The sequence below is a fragment of the Sphaerochaeta halotolerans genome (assembly GCF_003429665.1).
Lineage (GTDB): Bacteria > Spirochaetota > Spirochaetia > Sphaerochaetales > Sphaerochaetaceae > Sphaerochaeta > Sphaerochaeta halotolerans.
This window is the reverse complement of record NZ_QUWK01000005.1, coordinates 163806-183697: the sequence shown is the minus strand read 5'-3', so window position 1 is coordinate 183697 and position 19892 is coordinate 163806. Positions and strand designations below refer to the sequence as shown.

Sequence of the window (19892 nt, the reverse complement as noted above, 5' to 3'; positions counted from 1 at the left end):
CCATAATGGCTAATAGAACTGATGCATACTTTACTTGCAAGATACAAAGAGCTTTGGTATTGTTGCGGCTATGAATGACACCCTCATCAATCTGGAAGCAACGTTGTTCTGCGGACAAACATTTGCCTGGACCAAGGAAGGCAACCGCTATGAAGCGGTGCTGGGAGGGCGTCATGTTATCTTTGAGGAACAGGATTTTTATGCCTTGGTAACTGAAGATGCCATGCTCTCTCACTATTTTGATATGGAATGGGAATACGACGAGGCTGAGCGAGTGCTCAGCGCACGTGATCCGCATCTTGCTGCACGTATCAAACAGTACCGGAGTATCCATATTCTCAATCAGGATCCATGGGAAGTATTGGTCAGCTTCTTGCTGAGCCAGAACAACAATATCAAGCGAATCAGGAGCATGTATCGCTCCCTTTCGGAAGCCTATGGTACCGAGGTTGCCCCTGGTGTGTTTGCCTTTCCCAGGCCCAGTCAGCTTGAAAGTGTCACTGAGGCGGAATTTAGAGCACTGGGAATGGGATTCAGGGCACCGTACCTAGTCAGTACCATCGCTCAATCTGAGTTGCTTGAATCCCTCAATACCTTGGATTATGTATCGGCAAAGGAACAGCTTATAGGTATCAGGGGGGTAGGAGAGAAGGTTGCTTCTTGTATCCTGTTGTTTGGCTACCATCACATGGAGGCATTTCCTCTTGATACCTGGATGCAGAAAGTGATGAAGAAATACTATCCCACAAAAGATAAGACATTTTTTGCACCGTATGCAGCACTGGCACAACAGTATCTGTTCCATGGGGAGCGCCTAGGAGGCAGACTATGATAAGCGTATCGGTTTTGGGAATCCGTTTTGATCAGTTCCCTCCTTCCATCCACACAAAGTTCTCATTCACTGAAGAACAGTTGGCCTCTATTACCATAAAACTCCGTAAGCAAACCCGTAGTGATGCAGTAATCGTACTCTCTACCTGTGACCGTGTGGAACTCTGGTGTGAAAATCCCAAGATTGCAGTCAAAGAACCGTTCTTGAGAGCACTCTCACTTCCAGTGCTCACTTGGTCAGAGCATACCTACAGCATCATAGGGGAGGATGCAATTGACCATCTCTTCTCTTTGACCTGTGGATTGCTCAGTCCACTTTATGGAGAAGATCAGATTATCTCTCAAGTACACACAAGCCTCTTGAGAAGTAGGATACACGGCTGTGCCTCTCCGAGTATGGAGTATCTCTTCAGGGAAGCTATTACCAGCGCCAAAGCGGTACACTCGACAGTGGATCTGCAGATTCCCGATGAGACGGTGGCTATGGCGGTGCTCACGCTCTTGGAGGAGAGGAAGGTGGATAAGCAGGTGCTGCTCATTGGAAGTAGTGCATTGGCACGTTTGGTGGCAAAAATCCTAGCTGAAAAGGGATACCAGGTGACCATGACCTTCAGGGATCTTGAAAAAGCAGATCTCCTGCTTCCAAAAGGTGTGCAGGCACTTGCCTATGAGGAGCGTTTTGATCATTTTGCTTCATTCAGTGTGGTGCTCAGTGCCACAAAGGGAATGGAGTATACCGTTGATCTGGACAGCCCCAGAGTCCCCCAACTTTTTATTGACCTCGCCCCGGTGAGGGATGTCAATCCGTTGCTGGCAGAGCGAAATGGAGTTGAAGTGTTCACCCTGGAAGATTTCTCCGTGCCACTACCCCGTAGGGAGGCAGCAACGGCACAAGCGAAGAGTATGGTCATGGAATACAGGAACCGGGCTGTGCACTATCTCACCTATCGTCATCAGGTGAAAGCAGTGCAGCGTATGGCTGACCAAGCTGCAAATGACCTGATTTTCCGACTCAATGACCTGTTGGCTTCCCAAGATTTACATCTTGATTTCCGTAGGACTCTCTTTGAGACAGCCAGGAAGGCTTTCAGTCATCAGCTCTACCAAGAGCGGAAGCGGGAAGCAACCATGCATCACTATGATCTCTCCAAGCGGTTGGAGAGTGGCCAGGCAAGTTATGCTGGAGACCCCGATACCATCTTGGAACAAGTTCATACCATCGAGAGAGAGGGGTGGAATCTGACAAGGCTCTCTCTTGGCTCCCATACAGGCACCCATATGGACAGTCCAGCCCATCTCTTGAAGACAGGCAAAACACTTGACCAGTACCCAGTATCCAGATTCATTGCCTTGGCGTTTGTGATGGACTGCCGGAATCTTGGAACAATGCAACCAGAAGACCTTCCCGATCTTGATCCTTCCTGTGATGCAGTGTTGTTCTATACTGCAGGAAGCGCCCAACTGAGTGTAGCTTGCGCAAACAGTTTGCTTTCCAGGGGAGTTCGTTTGTTTGGCTTTGACACACCAAACTGTGACCGTAGTGGGGACCTCTCTTTTCCCATACATCACGCACTTTTTGCCAAGGATGCCCTAATTATTGAGAACTTGGTTAATCTTGAAGCGATAGTCTCAACGAAGGTGCAGCTTACCTGTCTCCCCCTCTTCTTCAAGGATGCAGATGGTGCGCCCACGCGGGTAATAGCTACCACAAGGTAGCCTTTTCTCTTTCTTATTCGATGAGGTCACTACACACTTCTCCTTGATATGGTATACTCTAGGTAGTGGAGGAACCTCATATGAGCACAAACACCGTATTTACCATTGGGCGACAGTTTGGAAGCGGCGGACGGCAAGTAGGGAAGAATCTGGCGGAAAAACTGGGAATTCCCTTCTATGACAAAGAACTCATAGCCATCAGTGCACAGGACAGTGGCCTCAGTGAGGCACTCTTCTCCAATGCTGATGAGAAAGCGACCAGCAGTATCTTCTATTCCCTTGTAATGGGCAACTATCCTATGGCCAGCGGGGCCTTGGGTGTTACCGAGATGCCGCTGAATGACCAACTTTTCCTGATTCAGAACAAGACAATCAAGCGGCTTGCATCTGAAGGCCCCTGTGTGATAGTAGGCCGGTGTGCAGACTACGTACTCAGGGAAATGAAGAATACCATCAATATCTTCATTCATGCCGATCTGGAAAATCGAGTAGAACGTGCAATTCGTGTGTATGAGGTTGAAGAAAAGAAAGCTGAGGATGTGTGCCTGAAAACGGACAAGCAAAGAGCGAACTTCTACAACTACTACAGTGATCGCAAGTGGGGTATGTGTCGTACCTATGATTTGAGTCTTGACAGTGGAAAGCTGGGTATTGATGGGTGTGTTGAGCAGATCATCTACTACGAACAGCTTTGGCAGAAAAACAAAGGTAAGGCGATCTGATGCTTGTAGATCTCTTGGATAATCTCGAATGGTATCGTACCCTGCATCCTGCGATGCAGGGTATCATAACCATAATGGATCGCAGTATCCCCTACAATGATGAACCTGGTACCTATACGGTTGATGGCATTTCCTATCAAGTGATGGAGTATGAGAGTGTGCCGAGCGGAGTGTTAGATCAGGCTGAAGGCAACCAGATACACATCCTCTTGGAAGGGGAGGAGCTACTCAGTCTGCAGCGCGGGGCATCAGTAGAGGTGGTGACACAATGCACTACAGGCTTGTTTGTTATGCTTAGGAATGGCGAATCTTTCCGCCATAAGCAGCACCGAATCACACAGACAAAGGTCAAGAAAGTGGTTTTTACCCTTCCTGATCCTGTTTCTTGAATTGATTCCCTACCAAGCGAGTGGGAAGGAATCAGCATGATGGTTCTTGATAGCTGCAACCAGCATTGTATGTTCGTCCAGCCTCTGGATGAAGAGAAAGACCAGTTCCAGATGGAACCGATACTGTAAATCACTGAAAGCTTTTGTACCTGAAAGGGGCTGCGTAAGATATCAGACATGAGATCAATATATCCAAAGAGGGGATGAATACCTAGGGAGTAAAGAAAAGGGCCATGGAATAATTCCACGGCCCGATAAAATCAAAACAATGTACGTTACTTATCAATACCGACGAGTTCAATATCAAAGATAAGCAATGAATTGGGAAGAATGGTATCGGTTCCTGCCTCGCCATAGCCAAGGGATGGGTGGATCCAGGTTCTTACCACACTTCCTGTATTCATGGTCAGAAGCGCTTCAGTAAACCCGTCGATCAAACCATTTACAGGGAAGTGAGCAGTCTCTCCCGTATCATATGAACTTTCAATGACCGTTCCGTCAGCCATTTGCAGCTGGTAGTTAACCTCTACGGTATCGGCCATAGTAGGTTTCTTGCCTTCCGCTGGGGTCAATACCTGATATTGCAAGCCACTGGCTGTGGTGATGACACCATCATTGGTCTTGTTCTGTTCCAGGAAGGCATCAGCTTCTTCAAGATTCGTTACCGCAACTTCAGCAAGCCAAGCATCGTACTCTTTCTCAAGTTTCTGCTGGTACTCGATGAAGGCAGTCTGCATCTCAGCTTCATTCATCAACAACTGATTGCCACTTGCATAGTCCAAGGCTCCACTCGCATAGAGATCGCCATTGACATGGAGGCCTTGGCCGGCCATGTTCAGAGCCAACAGATAACCATAGGTATAGCTGAATGCTTCTGCAATGTTCTCCGGCTTTTTCAGATTTCTGACATCTTCGATGCTGTCATAGGATTTACCGTAATTGGTTTGGGCAAGACCGGTACTCCAGATTTCTGCCTGATACTGCTCAACGTTTGCATACAACTCTTCAAGTGTGTAATAACCGCTTAACGTATCGCTCTGGGAGTCATTATATCCATCCAGGGCGCCCTTTACATAGTATCCTGCATCAAAAAACAATCCCTGATTTGCAAAAGACTGGATCAACATGAATCCATAGGTGTAACTGAAACGATCCTCAAGGCTTTCCAGTGCTGTTGCCTGTGCAGTGCTGATGTTGTAGGGGAGTATACCGGTGGCAACCAAGGGGTTGATGTATCGGATATCTGATGCAATGCCATTATTGACAACTACCTCTAGATAATCCCCACGTGAAATGGATGCAACGGGATATGTTGACTCTGTCATGCTGTTGGTCATGAATACAAAATCCACGTTTTCTAATGTCCTGACAGTAAAAGCTCTCTGGCCTTGCTGGTCGAAAGAGGAAAGTACTCGCACGGTGACGGCATCAGGATGAGCTTCCTTTGCTCCAGCTGCAAACAATGCAGTCGAGATGAGCATCAACACTAACAATGTCACAATAATTCTTGTTCGATTAGGTTTGTTCATAGTAATTCCTTTTTGTATGTTCGTTGCTTTTTACAACTTACTATAATGTACGTGCTCTTTTAAGAAACGTCAATGCAAGAAGATTTCCTACACCATGAAAACCATGCCCTTAGCCATTGTAATGGCACTAGATATGCGTTTCATGAAGTTTTATGTACTTGCATCCGATTGCCAACCAAAGCCGCTCATGATAGGGTAGGAATACAACAAGAGAGGAGCTGAGATGCCTACAATCAAGAGAAGCAAACCCAATAAGCAGGATATAAAGCTGTTGTATGAGACAGTGAGAATTGCCCATCAGGCAAAAGAGAACGGTAATCATCCCTTTGGAGCCTTGCTGGCTGACAAGGATGGAGAGATTCTGCTTGAACAAATGAATGATTATGAGGAAGGCGGGTCTGCCATGCATGCAGAGACCCTGCTGCTCTTCAAGGCAAGCAAACTGTACGATCCAGAGCTCCTTGCAACATGTACGCTATACACCAATGCAGAGCCTTGTGTGATGTGTACCGGTGCAATGTACTGGACTAATGTAAGGAGGCTTGTCTTTGGCATCACGGAGAAGAAACTTCTCGAGTTGACCGGAGCCGACGAGCAGAATCCCACATTCAACCTTCCCAGTCACGATGTCCTCGCCCATGGGCAGAAGGACATGGAGGTGGTAGGGCCAGCAGAGGATGAAGCACTGCTCAAGGCTATCGTGGAAGATCATCGCTCCTTCTGGATACATTGATGATTTCCCTTCCTTATCTCTTGAGGAGTGAGAATATTGTCCGAATAGAGGGGAAACATCTCTTGATCGGGGACAGACGGGTCTACCCGTTTGAGAAACGCTTTGAGCGTTGTTCCTCTGTCCCTGAGATTGCCTCAGCCTTGAAGCGGATGGTTACCCAGGGTGGTGGGCCTTTGGATGTCGCTCTCACTGCCATGGAGTTTGTCTCTAAGCAGATGAAAGAGGGAATCATACAAGAAAATTTTGCTGAGCTCGAGCGTTCAGCTGCATTGCTTATTGCTTCACGGCCAACCAACACTACGATGAAACGGTCCTTGCTTGCGCTTCTTGAAGAGTTGCGAGGGGATCCTGACTTTGTCGCACAAGTGGAGCCTTTGGTGGAAGCCAAGAAAGCTGTTTTTGACCAGCTCTACCACCAGCTTGGGAAAGAAGGCAGTGCTCTCATCCCAGATAAGGCTGGAGTGCTGACCACTTGCTTTGCAGAGCATACCTTCCTCCTCTCCCTTGCGTATGCAAAAGAGGATGGAAAAGATATCACTGTTTTTGTCCCGGAAACAAGACCGTACTTACAAGGAAGCCGGCTTACTGCCCCCTCCCTAGAGGAGATGGGTATCGATGTTCGCGTAATCACCGATGGAATGGGAGCAACCTTCCTTAGTACCGGCGATGCGAATATCTACATGACTGCTGCAGACTTGGTCTGTATGGATGGAACAGTCGTGAACAAGGTGGGGACCCTTGGCAATGCCATTGCGGCACACCGCTACATGGTTCCCTACTATGCCTTCTCTGTCTCTCCTGACCCAACGAAACTGGATGCACGTGACATACAGATGGAGTGGCGTGACGCTGAGGAGGTGACCCAGTGCATGGGAAACCCTACCTCCTCTAATGGAATGCAGGCCCTCTACCCGGCCTTTGACATCATCCCTCCTGATTTGGTAACAGGGGTTGTCACTGGGAAAGGGGTACTAAAACCAGAAGAGATCAAGAGGAATTTTCAATGAAAGCAATTATTGGTGGTACTGGAGTCGATACCTTGGAAGGGATCGATTCAGAGAGACAGGTTGTGAATACTCCCTACGGGGATGTTGCGTTGTTTGTAGGAAAGGGTAAGGATGCTTCCTTGGTCTTTCTTCCCCGCCATGGGTCGGATCACTCCATTCTTCCTCATTTGATCAACTACCGTGCTAATGTGAAAGCGCTTGAGATACTTGGGGTAACTCATGCAATTGGAATATATGCGGTAGGCTCCATTACTGAGAAGCTGGCCCCGGGAAAGGTTGGCTTGGTCAGTGATTTTGTGGATCTTTCCTCCGGGAGGGAACATACCTTCTATACAGGAGGAGAGCGTGGGGTGGTGCACACATCCATGGATGAGGTCTTCGATGCTACGTTGAAAGCCAAAATCTTAAAAGAGGATGAATCCCTCCTCGATTCAGGGGTGTACATCTGTACCAACGGTCCCAGATTGGAAACCCCTGCCGAGATACGCTACCTGCGTTGTATCGGTGGCGATATTGTGGGTATGACCTTGGCAACAGAGGTTTCTCTGCTCCGCGAAGCCAACATATCCACGCTCGCCCTTGCCTACAGTATCAACTGGGCAGCAGGAATCGAGCATGAACACGTTACGTTCATCACCGATGAGCAGATTGCTTCATTGAAGGGAAGTATGACTGAGCTGTGTTGCAATGTACTTCAGTCAAGTTCCTCCAAGTGATAGGGAGTGTTCTGGTAGACATGGTAGTTCAGCCAGTTGTTGAACAAGAGATTTGCATGGCCTCTCCATGTTACCAATATTTCTTGCTCTGGATCATCTCCCTGAAAGTAGTTGACCGGAAGCTGGACATCGGCTCCGGCCGCAATGTCCCTGGTATACTCATCCAGGAGTGTTCTCTCGTCATACTCGCTATGTCCTGTGACAAAGACCTGTCTTCCATTCTGGCTTGCAGCCAAGTAGACTCCCGCTTCCTTGCTGGTGGCTAGGATTTGGATTTCCTTGTGTTTTGCAAGACGCGCTTCATCGAGCGTGGTATGCCGTGAGTGAGGAGCCCAGAATACGTCATCGAACCCTCGAACCAGTGGATGATTCCTGTCTCGCACGGTATGGCTGTAGATGCCTGAGAGTTTTTTGTCCAATACCTGTTTCCCAATGCCGTAGTAATAATAGAGGGCAGCCTGGGCAGCCCAACAGACAAAGAGCGAAGCGAATACATGCTTGTCTGCCCAACGGAGGATTGTCTCCAACTCCTGCCAATAGGCCACCTCTTCGAATGCAAGGGTCTCTACAGGACTCCCTGTGATGATGAGTGCATCATAGTGCTCCTCCTTCACGTGGTCAAAGGTCTTGTAGAATGCTTTCAGATAGGATGAAGGGGTGTTTTTGCTCTGATAGCTTGCAGTGGTCAGAAAGGTAATCTCAACCTGCAAGGCAGTATTGCCAAGTAAACGGAGAAACTGCTCCTCTGTTCTCATTTTGTTTGGCATCAGGTTGAGAATTGCAACCTTGAGCGGGCGGATATCCTGGTGGATTGCGCGCTCAGCAGTCATGAAGAAGATATTCTCTTGTTTGAGGACCTCCCCAGCAGGGAGGTCCTTGGGAATGGTTACTGGCATGATGGATCCTCCCCAAGAGCTTGCGCAAGATCAGCAAGCAGGTCGTCAATGTGTTCACATCCGATTGAAAGACGTACGGTGGTCTCTGTAATTCCCTGGCTTTCCAACTCCTCCCTGGTGAGTTGGGAGTGGGTGGTTGTTCCTGGGTGGATTACCAGCGATTTTACATCCGCTACATTGGCGAGAAGGCTGAAAATCTGCAGTCGGTCAATGAACGCCTTTGCATCTTCCCCAGTCCCCTTGATATCGAAGGTAAAAATCGAGACGCCCCCTTTGGGGAAGTAGTGCTGGTAGAGAGTGTGATAGGGGTTATCCTCCAGACTGGGATGCTGCACCTTGGCAACACGAGGATGACCAGAAAGGAACTCGACCACCTTCAATGTATTCTGAACATGTCTCTCTAGACGTAGGGGAAGGGTTTCCAGCCCTTGGAGGAACAGGAATGCATTCAGTGGGGCAATGCAAGGTCCTGTATCCCTGAGCAGGACCGTACGGGCCTTGGTAATCCAGGCAGCTTTTCCTGCTGCATCCAGAAAACTCAACCCATGGTAACTGTCGTTCGGTTCTGTTACTGAGGGGAACTTTCCGCTCTCTTTCCAATCAAAGTTCCCGCTGTCAATGATGATGCCACCAAGGGACGTGCCATGGCCGCCGATGAACTTTGTTGCCGAGTGAACCACGATATCAGCTCCATGCTCGATAGGACGGAGCAGGTAGGGGGTTGCGAAAGTATTGTCCACCACAAGTGGTATCTTGTGGCGATGAGCAAGTTCAGCCAAGACCTGCAGGTCACACAATGTTGCGTTTGGATTTCCTATGGACTCCACGAACAGGGCCTTGGTGTTTTCTTGGATAGCTTGTTCCACTTCGATGGTGTTTGTAGCATCCACAAAGGTGGTGGTAATCCCCCACTCAGGAAGCGTGTGAGCAAAAAGGTTGTAGGTTCCCCCGTAGATGGTCTTCGCTGAGACAATGTGGTCTTGGTTCTTGGCTAAGTTGAGTATGGTAAGGGTAATGGCAGCCGACCCACTGGCAACAGCCAATGCCCCAATTCCTCCCTCCAGACGAGCCATCCGATTCTCGAATACTTCTTGGGTTGGGTTCCCTAGTCTGGTATAAATGTTTCCGGCCTTGGAGAGGTTGAAAAGCGACTCAGCATCATCACAGTTGTCAAAGACGTAGCTGGTTGTCTGGTATATAGGTACTGCGCGGGATCCAGTTGCGCTATCGGCCTTTTCTTGTCCTGCGTGCAGGGCCAGGGTTTCAAAATGATATGTATTGTTGGTTTGCATGGTAAACTCCTGAATGACGATATTGACCTGGCTACGCCGGGTCTTCTATGTTCTGTTCAGAAGCCTCGCATGTGGTCGGTTACCGACCCACAACGTGGATGTTTAGCATGTTTCATGATGGTTCCTTGAAGGTCTTAGGCGAGTGCGTTTTGGCACATGTCAGATTCAATGCTGTCTTGCATGCTTTGCATCATTGATGTGCCTCCTTCAAGAAATTACCTACCGAATGGCTAGGGATTGAAACTAGTATAGGCAAACTCGGTCATGCGGTCAAGTGGTTATATACAAGAATCATGGAGAGCATAAGAAAACCGGGGGAGTACCCCGGTTTAGCCGCTTAGTCCTCGATGGCCATAAAGGCATCGAACTCCTTGAAAACCTCCTCATCAGGATGTTTCTCAAGCAGACTGAAGATAACCATGCACAGGGAAGCGATGATGAATCCGGGGAGTAACTCATAGACATCAAATAGGCCGCCTGAGAGTTGTTTCCATACAACGACGGTAATACCGCCACCAAGCATGGCTGCAACAGCTCCATTGCGGCTGGCGCGTCTCCAGAAGAGAGATGCAAGGATGACCGGACCAAAGGTCGCCCCGAATCCTGCCCACGCATAACTCACTACATCGAAGATGGAGGAATTTGGATCCAAAGCAAGGAAGATAGCTATGATTGTAATCGCAACTACGGTGATTCTGCTAACCAACAATGTCTCCTTGTCAGAGGCGTCCTTTCTCAGAACTGCCTTGTAGACATCCTTTGAGAAGGCAGAGGAGGCTACCAAGAGCTGGCTGTCAGCAGTGCTCATGCTTGCAGCAAGAATTGCACAGAGGAAGAAACCTGCTATGAAGGTTGGGAAGATTTTCTGCATACTGGCGATGAATACAGCTTCAGCAGCACTCTGGGAGCCATATGCGACTGGAAGCAGGAAGATTTTTCCGACAACACCAACAAGCAATGCTGCTGCCATAGCGATGATAACCCAGACCATTGCAATTCTCCGACTCGTCTTAACCTCATTGTTGCTCCTAATGGACATGAACCGGATGAGGATATGAGGCATGCCGAAGTACCCAAGTCCCCAGGCAAGGGCACTAAGGATTTGCAGGAATCCATAGCTGGTACCAGGAGGGGTAACAAACGGGTTTATGAAGTGCTGGCCGAATTGGCTGAGTTGTTCCAGGGTGTGAGCGGGTCCTCCAATGGTAAAAACTGCAATTATCCCGGTCGTTACCAATGCAAAGAACATCAGGCTTCCTTGCAGAAAGTCTGTTGCGACTACTGCAAGATATCCGCCAAGTAAGGTGTATCCAAGAATGACCAGTACGCCCAAGATGAGTGCAACGTAGTAGTTCATACCAAAAACGGCTGTGAACAGTTTCGCGGACGCTAGGAAGCCACTTGCTGTATATACAATGAAGAACACCAGGATGATAATGGAGCTGATGGTTTGCAACAGCTTGCTCTTATCATGGAAACGATTGGTGAGAAATTCAGGAATGGTAATGGAATCCTTAGCGTGAATGGAATATTTCCTCATCCGCTTTGCAACAAACAACCAGTTGAGGTAGGTGCCTACCAACAATCCAACAGCGGTCCAGAAAGCTTCCTGAAGCCCAGTGAAGTAGGCAAGGCCAGGAAGTCCCATCAGGAGCCATCCAGACATATCACTCGCCTCGGCGCTGAGTGCTGTGAACCATGGACCGATCGAGCGGCCACCGAGAAAGTAGTCACTGGTGGATTTTGTTTTTCTAAAGGTGAAAAACCCGATAGCTAGCATAAGACCCAGATAGAGTGCAAAAGCCAAGGCGGTGATGAGCTGATACCTGTTCATGATCACAATTCTCCCAACATTTAATACATGTTGATTCAGAATACCTGTTGGAAAACAGGGTGACAAGAGCAATAGAGAACATCCTGTAAAAAAATTGCATAAATATGCATAAATGTAGGTAAAAATAACACATCTGTTACAGGTTGGTCGTGCAATGGCACCAACTAACTGCTGGCAGCCACTGTCTTGAGAAATTTCCTGAAAAAGAAGGCGATCAACATTGTTCCCAAAATCATAACGAAGGTGAGTGCGTTGATCACCGGGGATACCCCATAGCGAATCATTGAGTAGACATAGAGGGGGAGTGTTCCTGAACCTGGACCAGAAACGAAGAAGGTGATGACAAAGTCTTCAAGAGACATGGTAATACACATCAGGAACCCAGAGAGAATCGCAGGGATGATGGATGGGACAATGACCTTGAGCAGGGTCTGCCGCTCATTGGCTCCCAGGTCTCGAGCTGCCTCAAGCGTTGAGTAGTCAAACTCATCCAGTCGAGCACTAACCATCATGAACACAAAGGGAAGGTTGAAGGTGGTGTGTGCTACAAAGATGGTGAATAGCCCGAGACGGATCTTTACCGCTGAGAAGAAAATCAACATGGAGATACCGATGATTACCTCAGGAAGGACCATGGGCAGGTAGCTGACCGTGGTAATGTAGCTTCTTCCTTTGAATCGATACCACTTGATGCCGATAGCTGCCAGACTTCCGAGGATGGTGGCAGAGATGGAACTAGTGAACGCTATGAGAAGGCTATTTCTAAAGGCAGCCCAAAGGGAAGGGCTTTCATAGATGAGCGTCTTGTACCAGATAAGGCTTGCACTTTCCCACTGCATTCCTTTCACGCTGTTGAAGGAGAAGAAGACCACGACAAACAGCGGGATGAAGAGGAATACGATGACCAGGGAGAGCATGGTATAGGAGAAGGAAAAGCTGGTTTTTAAGGTGTTCCTGTGGTGACTCATTTTTTCCCCCGTTGGCTATGGTGCGTCTTGATATTCTGTTCGAGGGCCTGTTGATTATTCTTCTCCTGGTGTAGTTCCTTCTTTCCACTGTACAGCATCCAGAACACTCCGATGAGGGAGATCAAGGTCAGTACCATGGAGAAGGCAGAGGCCAGTGGCCAGTTCCTCGTCTTTGAGACCTGGTCTACTATGATGTTTCCGATCATGGTCGAGTCCTTGCCACCAACCAAGAGTGGTACGGTGTATGCACCAAATATGGGAATGAAGGTGAATATGAATGCAGTACTCACTCCACTCTTGATATTGGGGATCATGACCTTGATGATTGACTCCAGCTTGGTTGCTCCCAGGTCCCTGGCAGCATCGAGCAGGGAGAAGTCGAACTTGTCTATGGTCGTGAAGAGAGGAAGGATTGCGAAGGGAAGATACATGTAGATCAGAACGACGATAACTGCCTGATTGTTGTAAATCAGGGAGAGGCTCTGATCGATCAGACCAAGGTTTTTCAGAAGTGTGTTGAGAAACCCTTCACTGGAGAGAATGGAGATCCATGCATAGATACGGATTAGGGAGTTGGTCCAGAAGGGTATGATGATCAAGAAGAGCAGGAATGTCTGATGCTTGCTTTTTGCCATTGCATAGCCACAGGGAAGGGCTATAAGGAGACAAAACAATGTTGAAATAATGCTGATCCACACTGTCCTGAACAGCACTTTTGCGAAGCTTGGATTGAACATCTGTCTGTAGGCGGAGAGGGAGAATTCCCACTCAACACCTCCATAGAGACCACGCTTGAGAAAGCTGTAAAGGATAATGATGCTAATGGGAATGGTAAAGAAGAGCGTGAACCAGAGTCCCATGGGAGCACTGTAGAGTGTACCAAGCATTCGCTCTCGTTCCCTTGGTTTGAGAATCCGCTTCATTGTTCAGTATCCTTCACCAGATACCCGTCGTTAGCACTCCAGCTCACATAGACAGTGTCTTTCCACTGAATCTCTGGACCTTCTTCCAAGAATACTGTGTGTTGCTTGAATACCTTCACCAAGGTCGAAGGTTCCTTCTCTAATTTGATGAAGAACTTTGACTGGAATCCTGAATAGATTGGTTCTTCTACGATGCCTTTGAAGGTGTTCATGGTTGCATTGTTGCTTCTTGGGGGGGTATGGGAAATTCTGATTTTTTCAGGACGGACGGTAAAGTCGAGTGAAGCTCCCACTTCCTGGGCCTCAAAGTCAGTAACGAATACTTCATCCTGTAGCTGAGGGACATCAAGGCGTAGAAGGAACTCCTCCCCATGTGCTTCACAAGAGAGTACGGTACAGGGGAATATATTGGTCTCCCCGATAAAGCTGGCAACAAATCTGGTTGCTGGAGCTTCATAAATTTCATAGGGAGTTCCTATTTGCAATATCTTGCCTTGGTTCATGACTGCAATACGGTCTGAAACCGAGAGTGCTTCACTCTGGTCGTGGGTTACATAGATGAAGGTGATGCCAACCTTATCGTGGATAAGGTCAAGTTCCACCAATAGATTCTGTCTTAGTTTTGCGTCCAATGCAGAGAGAGGCTCATCAAGCAACAGTACGCTTGGTTCATTGATCAAGGCACGGGCAATGGCAACACGTTGTTTTTGCCCTCCACTGAGCATGGAAGGTTTTTTGTTGATGTGCCCTTCCAGCTGCACCAATTTTACATATTCCATGACTTTCTGTTCTACGGTTGCCTTGTCAGTACGACGAAGACGCAGTGGGAAGGCTATGTTCTCATAGACAGTAAGATGGGGGAACAATGCATAGGTTTGGAAGACGGTATTTGCTTGACGTTTTTCAGGGGGGAGGGGGAGGATGTCCTTGTTGTCAAAGGCAACGCTTCCCGAGTCTGGAAAGTCGAATCCAGCGATAATCCTCAGAAGTGTGGTTTTGCCACATCCTGAAGGACCCAACAGTGAGAAGAATTCTCCCTTCTTGATTTGTACGCTGACATTATCAAGAGCCTTGAAATCACCATAGGAACGGGATACCCGTTGCGCAGTTACTTCAACACCTTTCAATCTTTTCCATTTCCTCCACTCGTTTCAGGCATAGAATTTCCAGAACAGGTGTTTTGGAGCCTTCACGATGGTAATGCGAATATCGAATATTTACCACCCACTGTCAAGCATTCATCCGATAAAATTACGGCTCAATCATAAATCTTATGGGATTCCTTCATATGCAGGGTCCTTGACATAGTCCTTCCTGCTGACATCAAAGAGCTGGAGGAAGAAATAGTAGGCATCGGGATGCCCTTGTCTATGATCTGCAAGACGACCTTGTTTCCTCGTCACAGACGACCGCCTCCACTCATCCCCAACATGCTTGATGAACCAGTGGACGCTAGCCTTCTTCTTACCGGGGGCAAGCCAGAAGATGTGGCCGTTCTCCATGCCATGCTTTAGGAATAACCTAGATTCGATGTTTGGAGAGAATATATTGAAAGTTCCCTGTTTGGATGATTTCCCCTTGCCCCCTACAATACAAATTACACTGTTGTTGGTATAGGTTATACCGATACAGATCTAGTTCCTTGACAGTACATGGTACTTTTTTTGCCGTCACCGTTTTTTCTGGATGTAGACCATCATCCAGTTCAATCTCCCTGGATAGCTTCAGGGAGTTTTGGTATTCCCTCAAGCTTTTGGGCTTACGAAGACCTTCTGCAACGAATACCCAGCATGTGAAAGGGCAGGGCTATCCGTGTTGCGCTAGAGAATCCAAAGAAGAAGCAAGCGTTTCATTCCCCAACGGAGCGAGAGGAAAGGAATCAGCAGGAAGGTTCCTCTCCCGAGCGAGTGCCGGGAAAGCAAGGTGAGATACCCCGTCCCTTGGGGCGGAAAAGGAGGCAACGCCTCCTGAGTCCAGGGCTTGCCCTGGGGTATTGATACCTTTCATTTTCAGTTTTTTGGTCTTCCCATCTTCACACCAACAAAGTTTTGTCATTCCCCAACGGAGCGAGAGGAAAGGAATCAGCAGGAAGGTTCCTCTCCCGAGAGAGTGCCGGGAAAGCAAGGTGAGATACCCCGTCCCTTGGAGCGGAAAAGGAGGCAATGCCTCCTGAGTCCAGGGCTTGCCCTGGGGTATTGATACCTTTCATTGCCCATATCCCCTGTTTTCCTGTTTTTATTAGCCAGAAACGACGCACCATGCTGTGTGGTGCAAAGAAATTCAGATACCCCGCGGCTGGGCGCGTGGCAACCCGATGCATCACTATAAGATACCTCATGATTTATGCAGGAAAGATTTTATCGTTTTTGGCCTTGAACGAGCCAATAGCATTTGCTACAATAGATAACGTAATATCTATTTAAAAAAGGAGAGTGTTTTATGGCAAGTTTTGAGAAGCTTTTTGAGCCCATCAAGATTGGGAGCGTAGATGTAAAGAACAGAATTGCGATGGCTCCAATGGGTATTCTTGGATTATCAACGGAGAGAGGTGGTTTTTCAAAGAGGGCGCAGGACTATTATGTGGCAAGGGCTAAAGGTGGTACAGGGCTAATCATCACCGGTGTTGCAAAAATAGAAAACGAAATAGAAAAATTCCATCCAGGAAGCCTGCTTTGTCCTACCATTGACCCGGGACATTTTATAAACACAGCAGGAGAGATGAATGAGAGGATACATGCATATGGCTCAAAGATATTCCTGCAACTTGGGATAGGTTTTGGCCGTGTGGCAGCCCCCATGATGCTTGTGGGACAACCTGTAGCTCCATCGGCTATACCAAACTACTGGACGCCGTCTGTAACATGCCGTGAACTTACCACAGAAGAGGTGGAGAAGCTTGTTAAAATGGCGGCGGAATCGGCGGCAATTGCCAAGATGGCAGGTTTTGATGGTGTTGAGATTCATGCTGTGCATGAGGGTTATCTGTTAGATCAGTTTACCATAGGCATGTTCAACAGAAGGACCGATAAGTACGGTGGAGACCTAATGGGGAGACTTGCCCTTCCTGTAGAGGTTGTAAAAGCCATAAAAAAAGTAAATGGGAATGACTTCACCGTTGGTTTGAGATTCAGCATAAAGAGCTATATCAAGGACTGGAACCAGGGAGGACTTGACGGAGAAGACTTTGTGGAAAAGGGGCGTGACACTCAGGAGGGGCTTACCATAGCGCCTATCCTTGAGAAAGCCGGTTATGATGCTTTTGATGCCGATGCAGGTTCGTATGATGCATGGTATTGGGCACATCCACCAATCTATCAGAAACATGGTCTGTATCTGCCCCTTACTGAGCAACTCAAGAAGGTAGTCAATGTACCGTTGATAATTGCAGGCAGGATGGAGGTACCTGAGCTTGCAGAGAAAACACTGGAAGAGGGCAAAGCAGCCGATATGATAAACCTTGGGAGAGGATTGTTAGCCGATCCTGATTGGGGTAATAAACTTAAGGAAGGCAGACCAGAGGATGTTCGTCCATGCATAGGTTGCCATGATGGCTGTTTAGGCAGAGGCTTCGAGGGTAAGTCGCTGTCTTGTGCCGTAAACCCCGCATGCGGTAGAGAAGAAGAATATGGTGTGCATCCTGCGGATACTGTTAAGAATGTCATGGTTATAGGCGGTGGAATGGCAGGCATGGAAGCTGCCAGGGTATCTGCCTTGAGAGGCCATAAGGTTACGCTTTATGAGAAGACCGGTGAACTTGGTGGACATGTCATAGCGGGCTCCGTAGATGAGTTTAAAAAAGATAATGAAAGACTCCTTGAATGGTATAAGACGCAGGTAAAGAAACTCGGTGTAGATGTAAAGCTCAACACAGAGATAAAGCCGAAAGATGTAAAGAAAGGCAATGCAGATGTAGTTCTAGTGGCAACCGGTTCAGTTCCTTCTATGCCCAATATTCCCGGTATAGATAGTGCTAATGTGGGTACGGCAACAGAGGTTCTGCTGAAGAAAAAGTCAGTCGGGCAAAAGGTGGTTGTGCTCGGAGGTGGACTGGTAGGCTGCGAAACAGCTATTAGCTTAGCAATGGACGGCAAGGATGTCACAATAGTGGAAATGCTTCCAGAGCTTATGGGAGCCGGTATGCCGGTCCCGCATTCCAACAAAATTATGGTGCTTGATATGCTCAAATTCCATAATATAAAAGCTGTCCTCAATACCAGCATGCAAAAGGTTAAGGACGGCGCCATAGAGGTTATGGATAGGAACTTTAAGAAGAGCACCATCCCTGCTGATACGGTGGTAATCTCCGCAGGCTTGAAATCTAATAATGCACTTTACAAGGATGTTGCTAGTACTGTTCCAGACACGTATGTAATAGGTGATGCCAGCAGTGCACGCAATATCATGTATGCCATTTGGGATGCATATGAGCTGGCAAGGAGCATATGAGTACATCAATAGTGTAATTAAAATTTCCTATCCTAATGGCGATTGCTCATAAAACAGTCGATGGAAAACAACATCATGTATGGGCAATCGTCATGCTGGATTAGGTGAACAAAATATGCTGGACATGGTTAATACAGCCCTGCCCAGTATATTTTTACGTTTCTTTTTTTGTTGTCTTTTCCCTCAGTCTCGGTTGCAAGGAGTGTAGCCGTGCATAGGTCACGTAAAGGGTCAACATTAGTCATGCAGAGCTTGCTTCGCGTTTTCATAGTTTGTGTGAATGGAAATCTGCTATGCTAGGAAATAAGAAGCAGCAAAGGGCCAAGAGAAATAAACGAAAGGAAGATGCAATTTACAGCATTGTTGGCCAGCTAGGCCTTGTTGGGATTACCCAGGAAGAATTGTTCAGGGAAGGGGGACTGGCCAGGGGCATTTTCCTGATTACCGACGGTCTTGTGAACATGAACGTGTCGAGAAAATCAATCAAGATGCAAATCAGTGGCCGTGTTCCATCCCTGAGATGACATTGAGAAAATAGAGTTCAACGCTGGAAATCGATTCGTACAACTTCACCGGTTCTGGGGTCTTTCCTGTAGACTGCTGGGCCTTCCTCATCATAGCCATACCAGATAAGGCGAGAGAAACGAAGTAGGTTCTGTTCTTTTGGCGGATCAAAGACTCTGCAATAATCAAACCTGAATATTGTTTGTACCCGCAAATCGTAGCCCAACATATAACACTCCTCAATAAGGCATCAATCACCGTCTTCTGGTTGATATGCTTATGACATAAGCGTAGATGAGCATTGGCGAGTCGTCAAGGGTATCGAAACCGACTGTAATAGTTTTGAGTCTCTGAAGATGAAACTACCGACCAACAAGTGGTCGGTAGTAAAGGTATATTACGCCAAAGAGGTCTCGAACCTCTGACCTACTGCTTAGAAGGCAGTTGCTCTATCCAACTGAGCTATTGGCGCATTACAGGTTTTTAGTCCCTGAAACCAGCAAACAGTACCGCAAAATGAAAAAAAGGTAAAGATGGTTAGAAAAAATAGTTTAATGTGTAAAATACAATCGCGTTCCATTGTATTTTGACTTGCCTAATGGAAGAAATATGTGTATACTCTTAAATACCTAGTTAAAGACTAGGAAATAGACATACGATACATAGGAGGTATTTCATGTTTAAGCAAGTTGAACTTTCCTACGGTTTTGATGCGTTGGAACCTCATATTGATGAATTAACCATGGTAACTCACTACACGAAGCACCATGCTGGATATACCAAGAATCTTAATGCTGCGATTGATAAAGACCCAAGCCTGAAAGACCGCTCCATTGAAGACATACTCAAGAATCTTGATTCGATTTCAGATGAGAAACTCCGTATCACTGTGAGAAACAATGGAGGAGGCTATGCAAACCATAATCTCTATTTCTCAATTCTTAGTCCTTCAGCATCCCCAACACCGAAAGGTTCATTATCGGATAGAATCAAGAAAGATTTCGGAACGCTTGATGCTTTGAAAGAAACACTCAACAGCCAGGCAGCGGGAAGGTTTGGTTCCGGATGGGCTTTCCTTGTTGCTCATTCTGATGGTTCTCTAGAAGTAGTGAATACTCCGAACCAGGATACCCCTTTGATGGATAAAAAGGGTGGAGTACCTATTCTTGGAATAGATGTATGGGAGCATGCATACTACTTGAAATATAAGAATCTTCGGGCCGACTACTTGAAAGCGATTTGGAATGTGATTGATTGGGCAAAGGTGGAGGAAAGCTATCTTAAGCTTCTTTCCTAGGCGTATTGTACTCTTCTCGGCCCCTCTGACCCAGAGGGGCCGTTTTGCAAAGATCTCCACCACTAAGACGTTTCAGATATAGATAAAGT

21 protein-coding genes and 1 tRNA gene are annotated in these 19892 nt (G+C 47.4%); 10 read left to right on the top strand and 12 right to left on the bottom strand.

Annotated features, from left to right (window positions below; all coding sequences use genetic code 11):
- Nucleotides 1–70: 70 nt before the first annotated feature.
- The 4 genes from DYP60_RS06245 to DYP60_RS06230 all read left to right on the top strand — a co-directional run bounded on the left by DYP60_RS06245 (nt 71) and on the right by DYP60_RS06230 (nt 3658).
- Nucleotides 71–832: a DNA-3-methyladenine glycosylase family protein gene (locus tag DYP60_RS06245; RefSeq protein WP_117330031.1), complete on the top strand. Its 762-nt coding sequence runs from the start codon at nt 71–73 to the stop codon at nt 830–832.
- Complete coding sequence (locus tag DYP60_RS06240) at nt 829–2547, top strand: cyclase family protein (protein ID WP_117330030.1); 1719 nt, start codon at nt 829–831, stop codon at nt 2545–2547. The genes DYP60_RS06245 and DYP60_RS06240 overlap by 4 nt, the downstream gene beginning before the upstream one ends.
- Nucleotides 2548–2627: 80 nt before the next feature.
- Nucleotides 2628–3269 (top strand): cytidylate kinase-like family protein, encoded by a 642-nt coding sequence (locus tag DYP60_RS06235; RefSeq protein WP_117330029.1) that lies wholly within the window; start codon nt 2628–2630, stop codon nt 3267–3269.
- Entirely contained in the window at nt 3269–3658 is a 390-nt protein-coding gene (locus tag DYP60_RS06230) for a NanQ anomerase/TabA/YiaL family protein (protein WP_117330028.1), read from the top strand. Before DYP60_RS06235 ends, DYP60_RS06230 begins: the two co-directional genes overlap by 1 nt.
- A gap of 275 nt (nt 3659–3933) precedes the next feature.
- Here the strand turns inward: DYP60_RS06230 and DYP60_RS06225 are convergent, their stop codons facing one another.
- Nucleotides 3934–5187 carry an FKBP-type peptidyl-prolyl cis-trans isomerase N-terminal domain-containing protein gene (locus DYP60_RS06225; protein ID WP_117330027.1) on the bottom strand — a complete coding sequence of 418 codons (1254 nt, stop codon included), beginning with the start codon at nt 5185–5187 and terminating at the stop codon, nt 3934–3936.
- 223 nt (nt 5188–5410) lie between these two features.
- On the opposite strand from DYP60_RS06225, the gene DYP60_RS06220 reads away from it, so the two are divergent.
- From DYP60_RS06220 to DYP60_RS06210, 3 genes are read left to right on the top strand one after another with little or no spacing between them, the layout of a single operon-like run.
- Nucleotides 5411–5920 carry a nucleoside deaminase gene (locus DYP60_RS06220; protein ID WP_117330026.1) on the top strand — a complete coding sequence of 170 codons (510 nt, stop codon included), beginning with the start codon at nt 5411–5413 and terminating at the stop codon, nt 5918–5920.
- Complete coding sequence (locus DYP60_RS06215) at nt 5920–6927, top strand: translation initiation factor eIF-2B alpha/beta/delta subunit family protein (protein ID WP_117330025.1); 1008 nt, start codon at nt 5920–5922, stop codon at nt 6925–6927. Before DYP60_RS06220 ends, DYP60_RS06215 begins: the two co-directional genes overlap by 1 nt.
- Nucleotides 6924–7643 (top strand): MTAP family purine nucleoside phosphorylase, encoded by a 720-nt coding sequence (locus tag DYP60_RS06210; protein ID WP_117330024.1) that lies wholly within the window; start codon nt 6924–6926, stop codon nt 7641–7643. Before DYP60_RS06215 ends, DYP60_RS06210 begins: the two co-directional genes overlap by 4 nt.
- Here DYP60_RS06210 and DYP60_RS06205 read toward each other — a convergent pair.
- The 9 genes from DYP60_RS06205 to DYP60_RS14190 all read right to left on the bottom strand — a co-directional run bounded on the left by DYP60_RS06205 (nt 7622) and on the right by DYP60_RS14190 (nt 15765).
- Entirely contained in the window at nt 7622–8539 is a 918-nt protein-coding gene (locus tag DYP60_RS06205; RefSeq protein ID WP_117330023.1) for a homoserine O-succinyltransferase, read from the bottom strand. The genes DYP60_RS06210 and DYP60_RS06205 overlap by 22 nt on opposite strands.
- Nucleotides 8530–9831: an O-acetylhomoserine aminocarboxypropyltransferase/cysteine synthase family protein gene (locus DYP60_RS06200; protein WP_117330022.1), complete on the bottom strand. Its 1302-nt coding sequence runs from the start codon at nt 9829–9831 to the stop codon at nt 8530–8532. The genes DYP60_RS06205 and DYP60_RS06200 overlap by 10 nt, the downstream gene beginning before the upstream one ends.
- A gap of 337 nt (nt 9832–10168) precedes the next feature.
- On the bottom strand, nt 10169–11665 hold the full coding sequence (gene putP, locus DYP60_RS06195; RefSeq protein WP_117330021.1) for a sodium/proline symporter PutP: 1497 nt from the start codon (nt 11663–11665) through the stop codon (nt 10169–10171).
- A 164-nt stretch (nt 11666–11829) separates the two neighbouring features.
- Entirely contained in the window at nt 11830–12633 is an 804-nt protein-coding gene (locus tag DYP60_RS06190; protein ID WP_117330020.1) for an ABC transporter permease, read from the bottom strand.
- The gene (locus DYP60_RS06185; protein WP_117330019.1) at nt 12630–13556 is read right to left on the bottom strand and encodes an ABC transporter permease; all 927 of its coding nucleotides are present in this window, start codon (nt 13554–13556) and stop codon (nt 12630–12632) included. The genes DYP60_RS06190 and DYP60_RS06185 overlap by 4 nt, the downstream gene beginning before the upstream one ends.
- Nucleotides 13553–14683: an ABC transporter ATP-binding protein gene (locus tag DYP60_RS06180; RefSeq protein ID WP_117330018.1), complete on the bottom strand. Its 1131-nt coding sequence runs from the start codon at nt 14681–14683 to the stop codon at nt 13553–13555. Before DYP60_RS06180 ends, DYP60_RS06185 begins: the two co-directional genes overlap by 4 nt.
- 144 nt (nt 14684–14827) lie before the next feature.
- Nucleotides 14828–15058, bottom strand: coding sequence for a hypothetical protein (locus tag DYP60_RS06175; protein WP_117330017.1), 231 nt, complete (start codon nt 15056–15058; stop codon nt 14828–14830).
- 304 nt (nt 15059–15362) lie between these two features.
- A complete protein-coding gene (locus DYP60_RS13965) occupies nt 15363–15563 on the bottom strand; it encodes a hypothetical protein (protein ID WP_133299301.1) in 201 nt (66 codons plus the stop codon).
- A gap of 25 nt (nt 15564–15588) precedes the next feature.
- Entirely contained in the window at nt 15589–15765 is a 177-nt protein-coding gene (locus DYP60_RS14190; protein ID WP_165849521.1) for a hypothetical protein, read from the bottom strand.
- A gap of 230 nt (nt 15766–15995) precedes the next feature.
- On the opposite strand from DYP60_RS14190, the gene DYP60_RS06160 reads away from it, so the two are divergent.
- On the top strand, nt 15996–18002 hold the full coding sequence (locus DYP60_RS06160) for an oxidoreductase (RefSeq protein ID WP_117330014.1): 2007 nt from the start codon (nt 15996–15998) through the stop codon (nt 18000–18002).
- Nucleotides 18003–18295: 293 nt separating this feature from the next.
- Nucleotides 18296–18526 (top strand): hypothetical protein, encoded by a 231-nt coding sequence (locus DYP60_RS06155; protein WP_117330013.1) that lies wholly within the window; start codon nt 18296–18298, stop codon nt 18524–18526.
- A 17-nt stretch (nt 18527–18543) separates the two neighbouring features.
- Here DYP60_RS06155 and DYP60_RS06150 read toward each other — a convergent pair whose 3' ends face one another.
- Both DYP60_RS06150 and DYP60_RS06145 read right to left on the bottom strand, forming a co-directional pair.
- The gene (locus DYP60_RS06150; RefSeq protein ID WP_117330012.1) at nt 18544–18735 is read right to left on the bottom strand and encodes a hypothetical protein; all 192 of its coding nucleotides are present in this window, start codon (nt 18733–18735) and stop codon (nt 18544–18546) included.
- Between the two features lie 169 nt (nt 18736–18904).
- A tRNA-Arg gene (locus DYP60_RS06145) sits at nt 18905–18978 on the bottom strand.
- 204 nt (nt 18979–19182) lie between these two features.
- On the opposite strand from DYP60_RS06145, the gene DYP60_RS06140 reads away from it, so the two are divergent.
- Nucleotides 19183–19803 carry a superoxide dismutase gene (locus DYP60_RS06140; RefSeq protein WP_117330011.1) on the top strand — a complete coding sequence of 207 codons (621 nt, stop codon included), beginning with the start codon at nt 19183–19185 and terminating at the stop codon, nt 19801–19803.
- Nucleotides 19804–19892: the final 89 nt, after the last annotated feature.

Bases quoted from the DNA above. Each gene is read 5' to 3' on its own strand.
- DYP60_RS06245 (WP_117330031.1), top strand. From the start codon at position 71: ATGAATGACACCCTCATCAATCTGGAAGCAACGTTGTTCTGCGGACAA.
- DYP60_RS06240 (WP_117330030.1), top strand. From the start codon at position 829: ATGATAAGCGTATCGGTTTTGGGAATCCGTTTTGATCAGTTCCCTCCT.
- DYP60_RS06235 (WP_117330029.1), top strand. From the start codon at position 2,628: ATGAGCACAAACACCGTATTTACCATTGGGCGACAGTTTGGAAGCGGC.
- DYP60_RS06230 (WP_117330028.1), top strand. From the start codon at position 3,269: ATGCTTGTAGATCTCTTGGATAATCTCGAATGGTATCGTACCCTGCAT.
- DYP60_RS06225 (WP_117330027.1), bottom strand. From the start codon at position 5,187: ATGAACAAACCTAATCGAACAAGAATTATTGTGACATTGTTAGTGTTG.
- DYP60_RS06220 (WP_117330026.1), top strand. From the start codon at position 5,411: ATGCCTACAATCAAGAGAAGCAAACCCAATAAGCAGGATATAAAGCTG.
- DYP60_RS06215 (WP_117330025.1), top strand. From the start codon at position 5,920: ATGATTTCCCTTCCTTATCTCTTGAGGAGTGAGAATATTGTCCGAATA.
- DYP60_RS06210 (WP_117330024.1), top strand. From the start codon at position 6,924: ATGAAAGCAATTATTGGTGGTACTGGAGTCGATACCTTGGAAGGGATC.
- DYP60_RS06205 (WP_117330023.1), bottom strand. From the start codon at position 8,539: ATGCCAGTAACCATTCCCAAGGACCTCCCTGCTGGGGAGGTCCTCAAA.
- DYP60_RS06200 (WP_117330022.1), bottom strand. From the start codon at position 9,831: ATGCAAACCAACAATACATATCATTTTGAAACCCTGGCCCTGCACGCA.
- putP (WP_117330021.1), bottom strand. From the start codon at position 11,665: ATGAACAGGTATCAGCTCATCACCGCCTTGGCTTTTGCACTCTATCTG.
- DYP60_RS06190 (WP_117330020.1), bottom strand. From the start codon at position 12,633: ATGAGTCACCACAGGAACACCTTAAAAACCAGCTTTTCCTTCTCCTAT.
- DYP60_RS06185 (WP_117330019.1), bottom strand. From the start codon at position 13,556: ATGAAGCGGATTCTCAAACCAAGGGAACGAGAGCGAATGCTTGGTACA.
- DYP60_RS06175 (WP_117330017.1), bottom strand. From the start codon at position 15,058: ATGGAGAACGGCCACATCTTCTGGCTTGCCCCCGGTAAGAAGAAGGCT.
- DYP60_RS13965 (WP_133299301.1), bottom strand. From the start codon at position 15,563: ATGAAAGGTATCAATACCCCAGGGCAAGCCCTGGACTCAGGAGGCGTT.
- DYP60_RS14190 (WP_165849521.1), bottom strand. From the start codon at position 15,765: ATGAAAGGTATCAATACCCCAGGGCAAGCCCTGGACTCAGGAGGCATT.
- DYP60_RS06160 (WP_117330014.1), top strand. From the start codon at position 15,996: ATGGCAAGTTTTGAGAAGCTTTTTGAGCCCATCAAGATTGGGAGCGTA.
- DYP60_RS06155 (WP_117330013.1), top strand. From the start codon at position 18,296: ATGCTAGGAAATAAGAAGCAGCAAAGGGCCAAGAGAAATAAACGAAAG.
- DYP60_RS06150 (WP_117330012.1), bottom strand. From the start codon at position 18,735: ATGTTGGGCTACGATTTGCGGGTACAAACAATATTCAGGTTTGATTAT.
- DYP60_RS06140 (WP_117330011.1), top strand. From the start codon at position 19,183: ATGTTTAAGCAAGTTGAACTTTCCTACGGTTTTGATGCGTTGGAACCT.